This is a genomic window from Phytoactinopolyspora limicola (assembly GCF_011320225.1).
In the GTDB taxonomy this organism is placed as follows: Bacteria; Actinomycetota; Actinomycetes; order Jiangellales; family Jiangellaceae; genus Phytoactinopolyspora; species Phytoactinopolyspora limicola.
This window is the reverse complement of record NZ_JAAOEN010000003.1, coordinates 403,911-419,657: the sequence shown is the minus strand read 5'-3', so window position 1 is coordinate 419,657 and position 15,747 is coordinate 403,911. Positions and strand designations below refer to the sequence as shown.

General features: G+C 67.8%; 12 protein-coding genes. 5 read left to right on the top strand and 7 right to left on the bottom strand.

Features of this window, described 5'->3' with window-relative positions; translation table 11 throughout:
• Window positions 1-5: 5 nt before the first annotated feature.
• From G8760_RS10820 to G8760_RS10805, 4 genes are read left to right on the top strand one after another with little or no spacing between them, the layout of a single operon-like run.
• On the top strand, window positions 6-866 hold the full coding sequence (locus G8760_RS10820; protein WP_166350727.1) for a cobalamin-dependent protein: 861 nt from the start codon (window positions 6-8) through the stop codon (window positions 864-866).
• The gene (locus G8760_RS10815; RefSeq protein ID WP_166350725.1) at window positions 863-2,218 is read left to right on the top strand and encodes a cryptochrome/photolyase family protein; all 1,356 of its coding nucleotides are present in this window, start codon (window positions 863-865) and stop codon (window positions 2,216-2,218) included. Before G8760_RS10820 ends, G8760_RS10815 begins: the two co-directional genes overlap by 4 nt.
• Window positions 2,215-4,257, top strand: coding sequence for an MMPL family transporter (locus G8760_RS10810; RefSeq protein WP_207782230.1), 2,043 nt, complete (start codon window positions 2,215-2,217; stop codon window positions 4,255-4,257). Before G8760_RS10815 ends, G8760_RS10810 begins: the two co-directional genes overlap by 4 nt.
• The gene (locus G8760_RS10805) at window positions 4,254-5,600 is read left to right on the top strand and encodes a TIGR01777 family oxidoreductase (RefSeq protein WP_166350722.1); all 1,347 of its coding nucleotides are present in this window, start codon (window positions 4,254-4,256) and stop codon (window positions 5,598-5,600) included. Before G8760_RS10810 ends, G8760_RS10805 begins: the two co-directional genes overlap by 4 nt.
• 2 nt (window positions 5,601-5,602) lie before the next feature.
• Here G8760_RS10805 and G8760_RS10800 read toward each other — a convergent pair whose 3' ends face one another.
• The 5 genes from G8760_RS10800 to G8760_RS10780 form a co-directional block, all read right to left on the bottom strand.
• A complete protein-coding gene (locus G8760_RS10800; protein ID WP_166350720.1) occupies window positions 5,603-6,367 on the bottom strand; it encodes an anti-sigma factor in 765 nt (254 codons plus the stop codon).
• Between the two features lie 2 nt (window positions 6,368-6,369).
• A complete protein-coding gene (gene sigK / locus G8760_RS10795) occupies window positions 6,370-6,966 on the bottom strand; it encodes an ECF RNA polymerase sigma factor SigK (protein WP_166350718.1) in 597 nt (198 codons plus the stop codon).
• Between the two features lie 230 nt (window positions 6,967-7,196).
• Complete coding sequence (locus tag G8760_RS10790; protein WP_166350716.1) at window positions 7,197-7,910, bottom strand: fasciclin domain-containing protein; 714 nt, start codon at window positions 7,908-7,910, stop codon at window positions 7,197-7,199.
• Between the two features lie 69 nt (window positions 7,911-7,979).
• The gene (locus G8760_RS10785; protein WP_246222504.1) at window positions 7,980-9,515 is read right to left on the bottom strand and encodes a molybdopterin-dependent oxidoreductase; all 1,536 of its coding nucleotides are present in this window, start codon (window positions 9,513-9,515) and stop codon (window positions 7,980-7,982) included.
• A 73-nt stretch (window positions 9,516-9,588) separates the two neighbouring features.
• Window positions 9,589-10,935: an HNH endonuclease gene (locus G8760_RS10780; RefSeq protein WP_166350714.1), complete on the bottom strand. Its 1,347-nt coding sequence runs from the start codon at window positions 10,933-10,935 to the stop codon at window positions 9,589-9,591.
• Window positions 10,936-11,287: 352 nt separating this feature from the next.
• Between G8760_RS10780 and G8760_RS10775 the strand changes: the two genes are divergently transcribed.
• Complete coding sequence (locus tag G8760_RS10775) at window positions 11,288-13,015, top strand: bifunctional 3'-5' exonuclease/DNA polymerase (RefSeq protein ID WP_207782228.1); 1,728 nt, start codon at window positions 11,288-11,290, stop codon at window positions 13,013-13,015.
• A gap of 30 nt (window positions 13,016-13,045) precedes the next feature.
• Here the strand turns inward: G8760_RS10775 and G8760_RS10770 are convergent, their stop codons facing one another.
• A complete protein-coding gene (locus G8760_RS10770) occupies window positions 13,046-14,623 on the bottom strand; it encodes a sialidase family protein (RefSeq protein ID WP_166350708.1) in 1,578 nt (525 codons plus the stop codon).
• Window positions 14,624-14,733: 110 nt separating this feature from the next.
• Window positions 14,734-15,747 (bottom strand): LacI family DNA-binding transcriptional regulator, encoded by a 1,014-nt coding sequence (locus G8760_RS10765; RefSeq protein ID WP_166350706.1) that lies wholly within the window; start codon window positions 15,745-15,747, stop codon window positions 14,734-14,736.

The window sequence follows — 15,747 nt, the reverse complement described above, 5'->3', positions numbered from 1 at the left end:
GGGGCATGCCTGTTGAAGTGTCCCGCGGGGCCGACGCGTCGATTGACCTCGCAGAGGTCGCGCGGCGGCTAGGCGTGCACTACATGACCGCCTATCGCTATGTGCGCATGGGCCGGTTACCGGCAGTGCAACGAGCCGGCCGGTGGTGGGTGCAGCCCGAGGACCTGGACACCCTGCGGCCAGGGCGCACCGACCCTGGCCAACGACGAGCACACCCACAGCCCCAGTCCCGGCGCCGCGCCCTACGAGCGCGACTGTTGGCCGGTGACGAGCCGGGGGCGTGGCGGATCATCGAGGCGCAGTTGTTCGCCGGGGCCGAACCTGCCACGGTGCTGGTCGAGGTCGTGGCGGCAGCGCTACGCGACATCGGCGACGGGTGGGAGCGAGGTGAGCTGACGGTAGGCGACGAACACCGTGCCACGGCGGTCGCGGTGCGCCTCGTCGGCCGCTTAGGAGCGGTATCGACCCGGCCCGGGCGGCGGCGCGGCACCGTTGTGCTCGCCAGCGCGCCATACGATTCACATGCTCTACCGGGCGCCATTCTCGCGACGGTGCTGCGCGGCGCGGGTTACCGTGTGGTCGAACTCGGCGGCGACACGCCGGCCGACGCGGTGGGTGCAGCGGCCGCCGCGGTGGGTGCGGGCCTCTGTGCGGTCGGGATCAGCGTCGGGGCGCGGGAACGGTTCGATGCGGTGCCGGGGGTGGCCACTGTGGTCCGCGATGCCGCCCCCGGTACCCCGGTGCTCATTGGTGGTCCGGCGGTGACGTCGGCGACCTTCGCGGCCGAACTTGGTGGCGACGGCTGGGCCGCGGACGGTTTCGGCGTCGTCGCCCTGCTCCGCGACATCGCCGGAGGGTCCGCATGACCGCCGTCGTTCTGTTCACGCGCGATCTGCGCGTCCATGACCACCCTGCACTGGCCCGGGCCTGCCGCGAGCATGCAACGGTGGTGCCGCTGTTCGTCGTCGACGGCCGGATCCGCCGCTTGACCACGGCCTCGCCCAACCGGGCGCTCTTCCTGGCCGAGGCGCTCGCCGATCTGCGGTCAGCCCTACGTGCGTTGGGTGGCGACCTGGTGATCCGCACTGGTGAGGTGGTGGAGGAAGCCATTCGGCTCGCGGTCTCCGCAGGTGCGTCGACGATCCTCGGCTCCGCGGATGTCAGTGGTTATGCCCAGGCTCGCGAGCAGGCGCTGGTCCGCGCGGGCCACCAGTCCGGACTGAAGGTCGAGTTCGGCCCAGGCGTGACGGTTGTTCCGGCCGGTGAACTGACCCCGGCCAGCGGTGATCACTATCGCGTTTTCACTCCGTACTTCCGGGCTTGGCAGGCCACCCGCTGGCGCGACGTCGTACCGGCCCCGTTGGCCGTACCGTTCCCGGGTGGTATCGACATCGGCAAGCTCCCGGCCGGCGACGACATCGTCGCGGGTGCACGTTCGCCGGTGTTGCCGTCGGGTGGTGAGGGGGCCGGCCAGGCGGCCCTCGACGTCGCTGTCAACGCAGTGCAGGCCAGCGAGCCGGACCGGGACGACCTCGCCGCCGACCAGACCACCCGGTTGAGTCCGTACCTGCATCTGGGGTGCGTGTCACCACTGCACGTCGCCCGGCGGTTCGAGAACGTCGCACCGGAGGTGGTCCGGCAACTGGCGTGGCGAGACTTCATGCATCAGGTAACCGCCGCCTTTCCCACGATCTCCACCCGCGACTACCGCCCGCGCGACATCACCTGGCGCGAAGACACCCACGCGTTGGACGCTTGGCGGGAGGGCCGTACCGGCTTGCCCATCGTCGATGCCGGCATGCGCCAGTTGCTCGCCGAAGGCTGGATGCACAACCGGGCGCGGCTGATCACCGCGTCGTTCCTGACCAAAACACTTCGGGTGCACTGGCGCCACGGCGCCGCACACTTCGCCCGCTGGCTGGTCGACGGCGACGTCGCCAACAACAACGGCGGCTGGCAGTGGATGGCCGGGACCGGGAACGACACCCGACCGAACCGAGTCCTCAACCCGATCCGGCAAGCACACCGCTTCGACCCCGAAGGGCACTACGTCCGGCGCTACGTGCCTGAGCTGGCACACCTCTCCGGCGCCGCGGTGCACGAGCCGTGGCGGCTTCACGACACCGAACGGGCCGACCTGGACTACCCACCACCACTGGTTGAGCCCGGAAACCCCGGCCGCCGCCCGTCCCAGCCAACCCTCTGGAGTGCTCGGTGAAGCAGAACACGCTCCGATCCCCGGTGGCTCGCTGGCTCCTGCCCGCGTTGATCGCCGTCGTGTGGGTTGCCCTGGGTGGGCTGCTAGGCCCGTACACCGGCAAACTTTCGGACGTACAAACCAACGACAACACGGCGTTCCTACCCAGCGACGCCGAGTCGACTCAGGTGGCCGACCTCCAACGGGCTGCCCAAGGCCAGGACTCAACTCCGGCGATCATCGTGGTGGAGCACGACGGCACGGACGAGAACATCACTGAGGTCGAGGCGCTGGCGGAACGCGTCAGCGGTATCCCCGGCATCGTTGGACCGCCGGCCACGGTGATCCCGTCAGCCGATGGCGACGCGGCACAGTTCGTCGTGCAGATCGAAGAAACGCAGGACGTCAGCAGTTCGACCGTGGTCGAGGAGATCCGGGAGTTCGCGGGGCAGACGCCGGGTGAGGTCTACGTCACGGGTCCCGCCGGATTCTCCGCAGACCTGGGGGAGGCCTTCGGCGACATCGACGGGTTGCTCCTCCAGGTCGCGGTAGCCGCTGTGCTGGTCATCCTGCTTGTTGTCTATCGGAGCCCGTTGCTGCCGATCGTGGTGCTCACGTCAGCCTTGCTGGCCCTGTCCGGTGCGGCCGGGGCGATCTACTGGCTCGCCGACCGCGAACTGCTGACCCTGAACGGTCAGAGCCAGGGCATCATGTTCATCCTGGTGGTCGGCGCCGCCACCGACTACGCGTTGCTGCTGGTCTCTCGGTTCCGGGAGGAGCTCCGCGGCCAGGCGTCGCGATTCGGCGCCATGCGTTCGGCGATCCGAGGCGCCCTGCCGGCCATCGTGGCCTCCGGTGGGACGGTCATCCTCGGCGTGTTGTGCCTTCTTGTCAGCGAACTCAACTCGAACCGCAGCCTTGGACCCGTGGCGGCCATCGGGATCGCGATGGCGCTGGCCGCGTCGCTGACCTTTCTGCCGGCGATCCTCCTGCTGCTGGGCCGGGCGGCGTTCTGGCCGTTCCGGCCGCGGCACGGATCCCCGGCTCCGGAGCGGTCCGGTGTGTGGGGATGGCTCGCGGCGCTGATCGGACGGAGAACACGTCCGGTGTGGATCCTGACCGTCCTCGGCCTGGCCGTACTGGCGGCTTTTGTTCCCAGGCTGGACGCGGACGGCGTCGCCCAGCGCGACCTGTTCCGTACCGACGTGGAAGCGGTAGCCGGACAGGAGGCGCTGGCGCGGCATTTCCCTGGAGGATCCGGTAGTCCGGTGGTGGTGGCGGGGCCCGACGATGCCCTTGACCAGGTGCTGGACGCGGCTAACGCTGACCCGGGCATCGTGGACGTCGAAGTGCTGACCGACGAACCGGTCATCGTCGCCGGTACCTTGGCCAACCCGCCGGATAGCGACGCGGCGAAAGACACCGTGATCCGGCTGCGTACCGAGCTCGGCGACGCGGTGCCGGGTGCGCTGGTGGGTGGCGACACAGCGGTCCAGTTGGATACCGACGCGGCCTCGGTGCGTGACCGGCAAGTCATCATCCCGCTGGTGCTGGTGGTCGTCTTCATCGTGCTGGCGATCCTGCTCAGAGCGCTCGTCGCACCGATAGTGTTGCTGCTGGCGAACGTGTTGTCGTTCGCCGCCACGCTCGGCGTGGCGGCGCTGGTGTTCGAGTTCGTGTTCGGCTTCGACGGTGTCGATCCGGCGGTACCGCTGTTCGGTTTCGTGTTCTTGATCGCGCTCGGCATCGACTATTCGATCTTCCTGATGACCAGGGTGCGGGAGGAAGCCGGGGTGATCGGGACCCGGCCCGGCATCCGGCGGGGATTGTCGGTGACGGGTGGAGTGATCACAAGCGCGGGTGTGGTGTTGGCAGCCACGTTCTCCGCGCTTGCGGTGGTGCCGCTCTCGTTCCTGATCCAGATCGCGTTCATTGTCGCCTTCGGGGTACTGCTTGACACGTTCGTAGTGCGCTCGCTGTTGGTTCCGGCGCTGGCGCACGACATTGGATCCCGCGTGTGGTGGCCTGCCCGCGCCGGGAGGAAGGGCGGAACGGGATGACTTTCATCTATCAGAGCGATGTGCCCGTGCCAATCGAGGAGGTCTTCGCCTGGCATGAGCGCCCCGGTGCGTTCACTCGGCTGCTGCCGCCGTGGCAGCCGGCGCGGATCACCCAGGAATCAGATTCCTTGCGCGACGGGCACGCGACGGTCAAGCTTCCGGGCGGTGTGACGCTGCGGGCCCAGCACCGTGCCGAGGAGTATCAGCGGCCACATCGATTCGCCGACGAACTGGTCGGCGCACCACTGCGCAACGCCGTCCCCTGGCGGCACGTGCACTCGTTCGAGAGTCTGGGCGAGTCCGAAACTCGCATCATCGACCGGGTGGACACTCGCGTGCCGAGGTCGATGCTGGAATCCACCTTTCGGTACCGGCATGACCAGCTAGCCGCCGATCTTGCCGCACATCAGCGTTCACAGCGATGGTTGTCCGGATCGGTGAGGTTCGCCATGACCGGTTCGTCCGGCCTGGTGGGCTCGGCGTTGTCGGCCTTTCTCACGACGGGCGGGCATTCCGTCGTCCGGCTAGTCCGGCGGCCGCCGCGAACCCGTGACGAGCGGCAGTGGAACCCGGATGACCCCAACCCGCGGCTGCTCGACGGGGTCGACGTCGTCATCCACCTGGCCGGGGCATCGCTGGCCGGGCGGTTCACCGAGGCTCACCGGCGGGCCGTCCGCGAGAGCCGGGTGGCGCCGACTCGGCGGCTTGCCGAGGTCGCCGCCCACGCATCGGACGGCCCGCACACCATGGTCACCGCGTCGGCCATCGGGTACTACGGCCCGGACAACGGCGACGAGATCCGCACCGAGGACAGCGACAGCGGTGCTGGTTTCCTGGCCGGTGTGGTGCAGGACTGGGAAGCCGCCGCCCAACCGGCGGCAGACGCCGGACTGCGCCTCGTGCAGGTTCGCACCGGCCTCGTGCTGACCCCGGCCGGAGGCCTTCTGCGGCTGCAACATCCTCTGTTCTGGACCGGGCTCGGCGGTCGGCTGGGTCATGGCCAGCAGTGGATGGCGTGGGTCGGGATCGATGACCTCGTCGATATCTACCTTCGAGCCGCCATCGACGAGTCCCTCAGCGGCGCGGTCAATGCGGTGGCACCGGAACCGGTGACCAACGCCGAGTACACCCGGACCCTAGGACGTGTGCTCCGCCGCCCGACGCTGCTGACGGTCCCGATGATCGGCCCGCGGCTGCTGCTCGGCGAGGAAGCTACCGAAGAGCTGGCCGCGGCGAGCCAACGGGTGTTGCCCGCCAGGCTCAGCGCCGCCGGTCACACGTTCCGGTACCCCGGCCTCGAAGCGGCACTACGCCACGTTCTCGGCCGACCGGCCCGGCGCTGATGTCATGCCGGCAGTTCTATGAGCATCACCGGGTCCGTCGTTGGCTGATCGGATCCGCCCGCCGGCTCGATGGTGACACCCAGATGATCCGCGTCGTCGAGTCCGTGTGCGGTGAATGGCCCGATCTCACCGTTGTGGGTGTCGCCGAGCACACCCGCGGACCGGGCTCCGTCGTCGCCGATGAACCACAGCTGGTAGGTGTGCTCAGTGGGTGCCGGGTCCATGCCGCTCATCTGGACCACCGCGATTCCCTGCGAACGGGCCATGATCACCATGCCGGAAGAACCGTCGGCCTCGGCCCGGATGAGTTCCATGTCCGGTGCGGTGACCAGTTCCCGCATCTGCGCGCCGATCTGCTGAGCTTGTTCGAGGTCTTGACGCGTCTCGTTGAGTTGCATACCCAGGGCGATGACCCCAGCGGCCATAGCCGCGGCCAGTCCGGTGGCCACCGGAGCCCACCAGCGTCGCCATGCCGGCCGGCGAGCCCCGACCTCGAGCACTTTGCGATCGCCGTCGTCGGTTGCCGCCTCGGGCGGAAGCGGGCGGACCTGCCGGATCCGGTGTAACACATTGGCCTTCATATCCGCGGGCGGAGATACGCTGGTTGCGGTGCCGAGCCGTGCGGCCGTTTCTCTGATCTCATCCACCTCGACTCGACACGCTCCGCAGTCAGCGAGGTGTCGCTCGAACAGTTCGGCATCCTCACCGGACAACGCGTGCAGCGCATACGGCGCGGCCAGGGTGTGGATCTCGGCATTCGTCGCCATCGTCATCTCCCCAGCCCCATGCAGTCGCGCAACCGGATCAATCCGTCTCGTAGCCGAGTCTTGACCGTTCCCAGGGGTGCATTCAAGAGCTGGGCGACCTCCCGGTAGGTGTATCCGTCGTAATAGGCGAGGGTCACGGATTCCCGCTGCAGGTCGGTTAGTGCGTCGAGGCAACGGCGGGTCTGTTGCTGCTCAAAACGGGATTCGACTTGCTCGGACACCTCGTCGAACGGGCGAGGTTCGTCCCGCGCGGCCGCCCGCTCTTCTCGGTCGGTGGCCGCCTGCTCACGGCGGACCCGATCGACGGCGCGGCGGTGCGCGATCGTCATGATCCACGCCATGGCGCTACCCCGCTCCGGGGTGTAACGCGACGCCATCCGCCAGATCTCGACCATCACATCTTGAGCGACCTCTTCGGCATGGGCGCGGTTGCGTAGCACCCGAAGGGCCACGCCCAGCACGGCGCCGGCAACCTCGTCGTAGAGCTGCTCGTACGCCTGAACATCACCGCGTGCCGACCGACTCAGCAACCGACCGAGGACGTCGACCCCGTCGGGCTCGGTTGGCTCCGGAGGCGGAACCGCGTGTAGGTCCGGCATCAGGAACACCAGCTGTAACAGGCCGTCGTCATGGTTCCTCCGTGCTCTTCAGCAGCCAACGTGTCACCATCGATTCGGCACCGCGTCGACGGCGGATTGGTGCCGACCAAGAAGAACGTCCACGCCACCATACTGACCGTCGGCGGCCCTCGAGTTAAGCGAAAGCAGGCGAAGCGCGGTCCCTTGCTCCCCCGAGGCAAGGGACCGCGCTACTTCTCAGATCCGCGCCGTCAGTCCATCGGCGGCAAGAGCACACCGTCGATGAGGTAGACCGTGGCGTTGGCGGTCTCGACACCGCCGCAGATCACGTTGGCGTCGTTCACCGCCAACATGTCCGGGCTTCCTTCGACGGTGACGGTGTCGCCCTGAACGGTTTCGTGCTCACCGGCGATGTCCTCAGGACCCACCTGGCCGGGCACGACGTGGTAGGTGAGCACCGTCGTCAGCAGATCGGCGTCTTCTGCGAGCGCACCCAGGGTTTCCTCGTCGACCTCGGCGAAAGCATCGTCGACCGGTGCGAAAACGGTGAACTCGCCGCCGTTGAGGGTGTCGACGAGGTCCACGTCAGGGTTGAGCTCACCGGACACGGCCGCCACCAGTGTGGTCAGCAGCGGGTTGTTCGACGCGGCCGTAGCGACCGGGTCTTGGGCCATTCCCTCGACCGAGCCGTCACCGTCGGGCACCATGGCGGCGTAGTCGGCGCAGCCCGGTCCGACCGGACCGGCCATGGCGTCGTCAGGAGCGTCGTCAGCTGTGTCTTCGTCGGGCTCATCGTCAGTGACGCCGTCGTCCATGTCCTCATCGGGAGCGTCCTCCTCGGGGGCGCTGACCGAATCGTCGGAGGTGGTGTCGTTGGCGTCGTCGCTACCACAGGCGGCCATGGTGAGCGACAAAGCGGCCACCGCCGCCAGAACTGCGGACGTGCGTCGGGTGGTCAGTCTCATGATCTGTTCCTTTCGAGTGAGTTCCTTGTGCTGTCCGGGATTCGTGGAGTGGAGGGTTAGATCTGCTCTTCAGACCACCTCCACCACGACGGAATGCCAGCCACTGGCGCCATCGGGAATCGGTGGTGCTTTGTCGCTGGTCTGAAGCTCGCCGTCGCCATCGGTGGCCCGGACTCGGAGGGTGTGCCGGCCGGGGGTGGCGTCCCAGTCCCAGAACCACTGCCGCCACGTGTCGGCGGATGCCTCGGCCGTCAGCTCAGCGTCCTGCCACGGACCGTCGTCGACATTGACCTCCACCCGGCTGATGCCACGGTGCTGCGCCCACGCCACCCCGGCGACGACATTCGTGCCAGCATCGAGGCGGGCGAACGAACCCGGAACGTCGATGCGGGATGCGGTCTTGATCGGTGCCCGATCCGCCCAGCCACGATCCGTCCAATACGCGGTGGCCTGGTCGAACCTGGTCACTTCGAGGTCGACGACCCATTTCGTCGCCGAAACATAGCCATACAGGCCGGGGACGACCATGCGGACTGGAAAACCGTGCCGTAGCGGCAACGGTTCGCCGTTCATAGCAACGGCCAGCAAGGCGTCTCGACCGTCGGTCAACACGTCCAGGGGCGTGCTGGCCGTGTAGCCGTCGACACTGGTAGAGAGCACCATGTCGGCGTTGGCGTCGGGGCCGGCCTCGAGAAGCAGCTCTTCGAGCGGATATCCACGCCAGACCGCGCTCCCGGCCAAGTTGCCGCCGATCTCGTTGGACACGCAGGTCAGGGTGATCATCCGTTCGACGAGCGGCAGCGAGACGAGCTGATCGAAGGTGAGGACAACGGTCCGGTCGACCATCCCGTGGATCCGGAGTTGCCAGTCGTCGGGATGGACGACGGGAACCTCAAGGGCGGTATCGACCCGGTAGAAGTCCGAGTTCGGCGTGGTGAACGGGGTGACTCCGTCGACGTCGAGTTCGACGTCCGCCGGCAGGCTCGGCGCCGGGTCCGCGGCCCGCGGCATCCGCAACCGGTCTCTGGCTTCCAGGACGTCCTGCCGGGTCTGGCCCAACCGGCGGCTACCGAGGAAGGCGAACACGGCGAGCCCGGCCGCACCAGCGGTCAACATGAGGAACCGGCGCCGGTCCGCGCCGGAGACTATGTTCGTCGGCTCCGACGGCTGTCGCACCAGAAGCCAGAGCGTGGTGATTCCCGCCGTGACGCCAATGATGGACGGAATGGCATACGCAGCATCGCTGCCCGGCCGGTTGACCGCGGCAGCAATGGCGGCTACACCGAGCAGTGCCACCAACATCAGGCCTAGCGGCGGCCTGCGCAGCTGCAACCAGCCCGCCACCGCCGCGAAAAGCGTCAGCACCGCACCAAGTGTCAGCAGCAGGACGTTCTTGTCGTTCTCACCGAACGTCGAGATGGCAAAACTCTTGAGCCATTCCGGGGTCAGATCGACAATCGTGTTTCCGACCGCGAAGAACGGTGAGGTCATCGGCCCCACCAGGAGACTGGCCAGCTCACCCACACCAAGGGTGACCCCGCCGGCGACGACACCAGCCAGGGCAGCCATCACCCCTGGCCACCGGAAGCGTCGTTGGTGCGTCATGCCCCTCGTTCGGACCTGTTCCGGACCCGGATTGGTGAACGATGCGGCGTAATCTGTTTGTTATTCGACGCCCTCAGGCGGCGCGTTGTCGTCCGCCGGGTGCCGGTGGGGGTTGTGAGGTGTATCGGTGTCCGGTGGGGGTGGTGGTTTCCACGATGTGCCGGAACGGATCGACCAGCCGGATGCTCCAGCCCGGCATTTGTTTCACGTAATTGCCGCGGGCGCAGGTGCCTCGGCCATTACCCGGCTTGGTTACTCCACCGTGGGTGTAGGGGTGGATGTGATCGAAATGCCGGATGGGTGCGTCGCAGTAGGGGTCGCGGCAGGTGCCGCCGTCGCGGTAGGTCAACAACCGGGCCAGGGTGCCATCGAACCGGCGCCGTTTCGGGTCACAATCGACCACGACCCCGGTGACCGGGTCGGTGAACAACCGCCGCAGAAAGACCCGTGCCCGCCGCTCGTCCTCACCCTGGCGGTCCCCGGCGCAGCGGGTGATGTCCCGCGCGGTTTCAGCGGGGATGGGCCCGTACCCGAGCAACTCCGCAGCCTCACCATCACCACTGCCACCGGCGCCGCCGTTGCCGCCGAGCAGTGAGGTGTCGGTCATGACCAGCCCGATCTCAGCCGAGACCGCGTCGGCGCTGGCCTGTCCGGTGAGGCGTTCGACGAGGGTGTCGGCCATGACCTGATCCCGGGTACGCCCATCACCACCGGCGGCGATCACCCCGTCAGCATGACGACGCAACGCCGCATACGCGGCCACGCCCTGTTCGCACGGCAGCAACGCCGACACCACGGTCATGGTGTCCGGTGCCGGGCGCACCCCGACCCGCCGGTCCTTACGTGCCCGGGCGGCCCGGGCCACCGCAGCAGCCGGGTCGGCCTCGATGGCGTAGCGCCGGGCCAGGCCTTGAACCCTGCGCGGCCCGATCCCGGTGATGTCACCGGCCAGGCGGGCGTCGACCTGGCGGCGCTGCTCCGGGGCGAGGTGCGAGGTCTCATTCACGATGAACGTGGCGGCGAACTCGGAGATCTCACCCTTGCGTAGCAGGGCGAAGGTGCCCGGGAGGTGACAGGCCAACGCCCGGGCCCGGCCGAGTTGACGGGCCGCGGCCGAGGGTGAGGTCTTCGTGGCCAGCCCGATCTGTTCGGGCACCCCACGGGTGGCGTGGCGCTCAGCAAATCCCATCCCACGGCGGGCCGCCCGCTGGGACTCGGCGAATTGCACCATCACCTCGTACTGCACTGCCGCGGCGGCGGCTTTCAACCGCTCCAACCCGGCGAGCATGTCGATGCGGGCCGCGTCATCAACGACGATGGCGGGTAGTTCGGCCAGCCGGGACAGCATCGAGGCCAGCTCACCCACCACCGTGTCCCGACCGTCCACGTCCGTGGAACCATCCACCACCTGCTCGTTCATACGTTCGATTCTACCCGTCTTACCAGCTTCAACACAACCAGTCACGCCAACCAATCAGTCGCCCCAGTCACCCCAACCCAACCAACCAGCCCAACCAACCAGCCCAACCAACCAGCCATCCGACCGCCCCAAGCCCGGTGATCGAAAACGCGATCCGGTCGCTATAGCGACACAAAACCGGCGACGATCACCGGGGTATGTGGCGGCATTGTGGCCCGGGACCCGCACAAACCCAACCACCCCGACCGCCCCGACCGCCCCGACCATCCCAACCAACCAGCCATGCCGATTCTTCGGCGCCTCGAATGACGACAGACGTGTCCGTGTCAGTGGGGGCAGGCAGGATGGTCAGGTGCAGCCAGTAGTGGTCCCCGAGCCGGACGGTGTGGTGCGTGTCGTGGGCGTTGGCCTGCCTGGTCACGAGCGACGAGTGGCTATGGGAAAGTTGGCCGCCGTGGTCCGGGAGGCTGAGACGGCGGCAGCCGCACGGCCGCGATGGACGTGGGATGACACGAATCGGTGGTACCCAGCCCTGCTGTCGGCCGGGGTAAGAGTCGAGCGTTCCCTGGATCTACGCCTGGCGCATCGGATCCTTCGGCAGTCGGCCCTCGTGACCTGGCCGGAGCCGGACGCGGCCCAGCCGGGGCGGTGGGATGGTATGCCGCCCGCCCCGCTGGGGGCGGGAGATCGTGACGAGCCGGCCCCCCTGTTCGCCGATCTAGTGTCGGCCGATGTGCCCGAGCCGGATCCCGTCGCGGAGCTTCAGGTGCAGAACGCGGCGGTCGCAGCGTCGCCTGCGGCCGGACGGCTCCGCCTGCTCGTGGCGGCCGAGTCCGCGGGTGCGCTGGCCGCGGTTGAGATGTATCACGCGGGGCTACCGTGGCGCGCCGACGTCCATGACGCGATCCTCACCGAGATACTGGGGCCGCGGCCCAGAGGAACGGAACGTCCGGCGCGCCTTGAGCAGCTCGCCGCACGGATCCGTGCGGCGTTGGAAGCTCCCGACAGTCTCAACCTGGACTCGCCCGGCGACCTCCTGAAGGCATTGGGGTACGCGGGGGTCGGCGCCCGGAGTCTTCGGAAGTGGGAGCTGGAGCGGCTGGACCATCCGGTCATCGAGCCGCTGTTGGAGTACAAGTCGTTGTACCGGCTCTTAACCGCCAACGGATGGGGGTGGGTCGACGCGTGGGTGCACGGCGGCCGGTTCCGCAGCGAATACATCGTGGGGGGTGTGGTCACCGGCCGGTGGGCATCGCGGGGTGGGGGAGCGTTGCAGATTCCGAAGAGTGTGCGACGGGCGGTGGTCGCGGACCCGGGGTGGACGTTCGTCGTCGCTGATGCCGCCCAGCTCGAGCCGAGAGTGCTGGCCGCGATGGCGGGTGACGAAACGATGGCCGCCGCCGGTCGCGGTACCGATGGCCGCGGCGCGGACATGTATGCGGGCATCGTGGCGTCTGGTGCGGTGGCCACCCGAGAGTTGGCCAAGGTGGGCATGTTGGGCGCGATGTACGGCGGAACTACTGGATCCAGTGCGCAGGTGTTGCCTCGGCTCGCGAAGGCTTTTCCACGTTCGCTGGCGTTCGTCGACGAGGCCGCCCAGGCGGGGGAGCGGGGTGAAATCGTGACGACCCATCTCGGCCGCAGCTCACCGCCGCCCGGTGCCACGTGGCATGAGCTGCAAGCCGGGGCATACCAGGACGACGCCGGTGAGAGTGCGGCCGCGAAGGCGAGGTCCTATACACGTTCGTGGGGCCGGTTCACCCGAAACTTCGTCGTGCAGGGTACGGCGGCGGAGTGGGCGTTGTGCTGGACCGCGTCGATCAGGCGGCGCCTGTGGGCACTGGGGGAGGCGCCGGATGCGGCGGGCGGAGTGGTGCCGGAGCCATTCTCCGCCCGTCCACATCTGGCGCTCTTCCTGCACGACGAGGTAGTGATCCACACACCCACCTCGATGGCGGAGGCAGTGGCCGACGAGGTCCGCGCCGCCGCCGGTGAAGCCGGGGAGCTTCTCTTCGGCGACTTCCCCGTGCGGTTTCCGCTGAGTATCACCGTGGCCAACTGTTACGCCGACGCGAAATGACCGAACGAGCCTCGCGCGCCGAACCCGCAGTTAGCTCGGCAGCACCCACTGTTGTGCACCGGAGCCGTTGCACTCCCACAGCTGGACTGGCGTGAAGTTCGCTGTGCCGTTGCCGTCGACATCCAGGCACCGTCCGAAGGCGCGGATAGTGCGGTCCGGCGACACCGACCACCGCTGGCCGGTAGCGATCCCGCAGGTCCACAGCTGGGCGGCGTTGCCGTTGACGGCGGTGTTGGTGTCGACGTCCAGGCATTTGCCGTCCGGGCCGACGATCTGACCGGTCGGGCCGGGAAGGGTGCCGATGCCGAACCGGACCTCACATTGGTTACCTTGACCGAGCCAGGTAGCCGCCAGGTACAGGTAGGTGGTGCCGTCCTCGCGCGGGATCATCGGTGTGGAGTATCCCGGGCACGACGGTACGCCGGGTGCATATCCGCCTGTCGGGTCGACGGTGACCGGGGTGGCCGCCTCGAACCACTCGCCGGCGCCCAGGTCGGTGTTGGCGAACAGCACGGTGCCGGATTCCGCCAGTACCGTCTTGTTGCCCGTCGGGCCCGCGACGACGCGCTGACCGGAGACCAGCAGGGTGCCGTTGGGGCCGCCGCCAGGTAGCCAGGAGACATACGGGGTGTGTAGCAGCTCGCGGTGATCTGGAGTGTGGACAAGGGTGCCGGGGTCGTCGGCCGGGCCCCAGTCGAGGCCGTCGTCGCTGAACTTGAGGTAAACCTCGCAGGCATGATCGGGGTCGGTGGCGTCCCGGCACATCTCGTAGGTCATGGCTACCCGACCGTCGGGTAGTTCCGCGAAGGTCTGCATACCCGGGCGGGCAAGGTTGTCGGCGGGGAAGGCGACGTCGTCGACGAGGGTCGTGCTCCACGTCGCGCCGCCGTCGGTGGAGGTGTAGTGGCCGATCTTCTGGTTGTTGGTGGGGGTGTTGGCCGGGCGCTCGTCGGAGATGAAACAGGCGAGGGTGTCGTCGTCGCCGACGAGGAAGGTGGGCTCCCAGATGCCGTGCCCCCAGGTGTTGGGCAACCCGGATGTCTCCGTGCAGTTCGACAGGAACTGCCAGGTGGCGCCGTGGTCGGTACTGCGGAACACCTCGACCTTCTGCGCCGTGTAGTTGCCCACCTCCCAGGCGGTGCCCGACGCCAGGATGTCGCCCTGATCAAGGCCCGGGATGTCGCGCGGCACCTCGAACAACGTTGGTGCTTCAAGATCCCAGCCAGGTGTGTTGGATCCGATCTCGGCGATCTCGGTCCAGTTCAGGCCGCCGTCGGTGCTGCGATAGATCGGCAACGTCGTTGGTGCGGCGTGGCCGCCTTTCGCGAAGGTGGCGAGCATCGTCTCCTGGGGTGATCCGTCGTGGTCGAGACGGATCGCTCGGGGGTAACCCGCGGTGCCGTTCGGATACTGGCCGAGATCGGGCGAATAGAGCACCGACCCGGTGGCGGTGATACCTGGGCCTGGGTCCGGTTGGGCCGATTCTGCCGGCGTGGTGTCTGATCCGGCGGCGACGAGGGTGCCGGTGCTGGTTAACGCGAGGATCAGGGCCGCTGGCAGAGCGAGTGCGGCTCGTGCTGCGGTGGCCCGGCGGTTGGTTCCCGTCATAGGTGTCCTCCCTCGGGGTGGGGCAGTCCACAATTTGCAGACGTTGCAAGAACCATGCCAGCGATTTGCCGACGTTGCAATAGGGGTGGCTTGGAGCCCCGCGCGGGTTCTTAGCTGCCCAAGGTGCTTTCCCGCGGTACGAGCCGGTGCTCGGCAACAACTTCTTCGGCGGGTGTGTCGGGATTATCGATACGGGCGACGATGCGTCGTACCGCCTCCCGGGCGATCAGCGGCGTATCGAGTGCCACCGTGCTGAGTGAAGGCTGGGTAAAGCGCCCTTCCTCGATGTCATCGATGCCGATCACCGCGACGTCGTCGGGTACCCGGAACCCGGAGTCGAAAGCCGCGCGCAGCGCGCCGACGGCGAGCAGGTCGGAGAAGCAGAAGATCGCATCCGGGGCAGGGGAGGTGCTGAGTAGCGCGGATGCCGCGGCATAACCGTCAGCGCGGCTGTAGTGTGCGGCCGGGGTGGCGTGCTCCGGCCTAGCTTCCAGTCCGGCATCGCGCAGTGCCGCCTCGTAGCCCGCGGTGCGCTGTAGCGGTGTGGCGTACTCTTCGAGCGGCTGGGTGCCGATCGCGGCAATCCGGGTGCGCCCGAGTGACACGAGGTGAGACACGGCATCGTGGGCGGCCTGGACGTTGTTGATAGCGACGTGGTCATAGCGGCCGTCGAACTCATGCTCACCCAAGAGCACCAGCGGCATACTCGTGGTGCCATGCATGTCGAGCAGCTCAGATTTGGTGACGAGTGGACTGAAGAGTAGGCCGTCGAAGAGCATGGTTCGGTCGTCGCCGAGGAGGAGCTGGCGCTCGCGCTCGTGGTCGTGGCCGGTCTGGTCGATCATCACCCGATAGCCGAGCTCGGCGGCGGCGTCGATGACGTCGCGGGCGAGTTCGCTGAAGTAGGGCACGTCGATCTCGGGGACCACGAGTGCCAGCATGCCCGTCCGTCCGGTCCGGAGGGTCCGGGCGACGGGATTCGGGCGGTAGTCAAGCTCCTCGATCGCGCGCATCACTTTCTGTCGCATCCGCTCGCTGACGTGCTCGTATCCGCTGACGACGTTGGAGACCGTGCGGACCGACACCTGGGCCAGATTGGCGACGTCACGAAGTGTTGCGGGCAT

Excerpts from the sequence above, each read along its gene's own strand:
- G8760_RS10765 (WP_166350706.1), bottom strand. The coding sequence starts at position 15,747 with ATGCCCGCAACACTTCGTGACGTCGCCAATCTGGCCCAGGTGTCGGTC.
- G8760_RS10805 (WP_166350722.1), top strand. The coding sequence starts at position 4,254 with ATGACTTTCATCTATCAGAGCGATGTGCCCGTGCCAATCGAGGAGGTC.
- G8760_RS10820 (WP_166350727.1), top strand. The coding sequence starts at position 6 with ATGCCTGTTGAAGTGTCCCGCGGGGCCGACGCGTCGATTGACCTCGCA.
- G8760_RS10800 (WP_166350720.1), bottom strand. The coding sequence starts at position 6,367 with ATGGCGACGAATGCCGAGATCCACACCCTGGCCGCGCCGTATGCGCTG.
- sigK (WP_166350718.1), bottom strand. The coding sequence starts at position 6,966 with ATGCCGGACCTACACGCGGTTCCGCCTCCGGAGCCAACCGAGCCCGAC.
- G8760_RS10770 (WP_166350708.1), bottom strand. The coding sequence starts at position 14,623 with ATGACGGGAACCAACCGCCGGGCCACCGCAGCACGAGCCGCACTCGCT.
- G8760_RS10790 (WP_166350716.1), bottom strand. The coding sequence starts at position 7,910 with ATGAGACTGACCACCCGACGCACGTCCGCAGTTCTGGCGGCGGTGGCC.
- G8760_RS10785 (WP_246222504.1), bottom strand. The coding sequence starts at position 9,515 with ATGACGCACCAACGACGCTTCCGGTGGCCAGGGGTGATGGCTGCCCTG.
- G8760_RS10780 (WP_166350714.1), bottom strand. The coding sequence starts at position 10,935 with ATGAACGAGCAGGTGGTGGATGGTTCCACGGACGTGGACGGTCGGGAC.
- G8760_RS10815 (WP_166350725.1), top strand. The coding sequence starts at position 863 with ATGACCGCCGTCGTTCTGTTCACGCGCGATCTGCGCGTCCATGACCAC.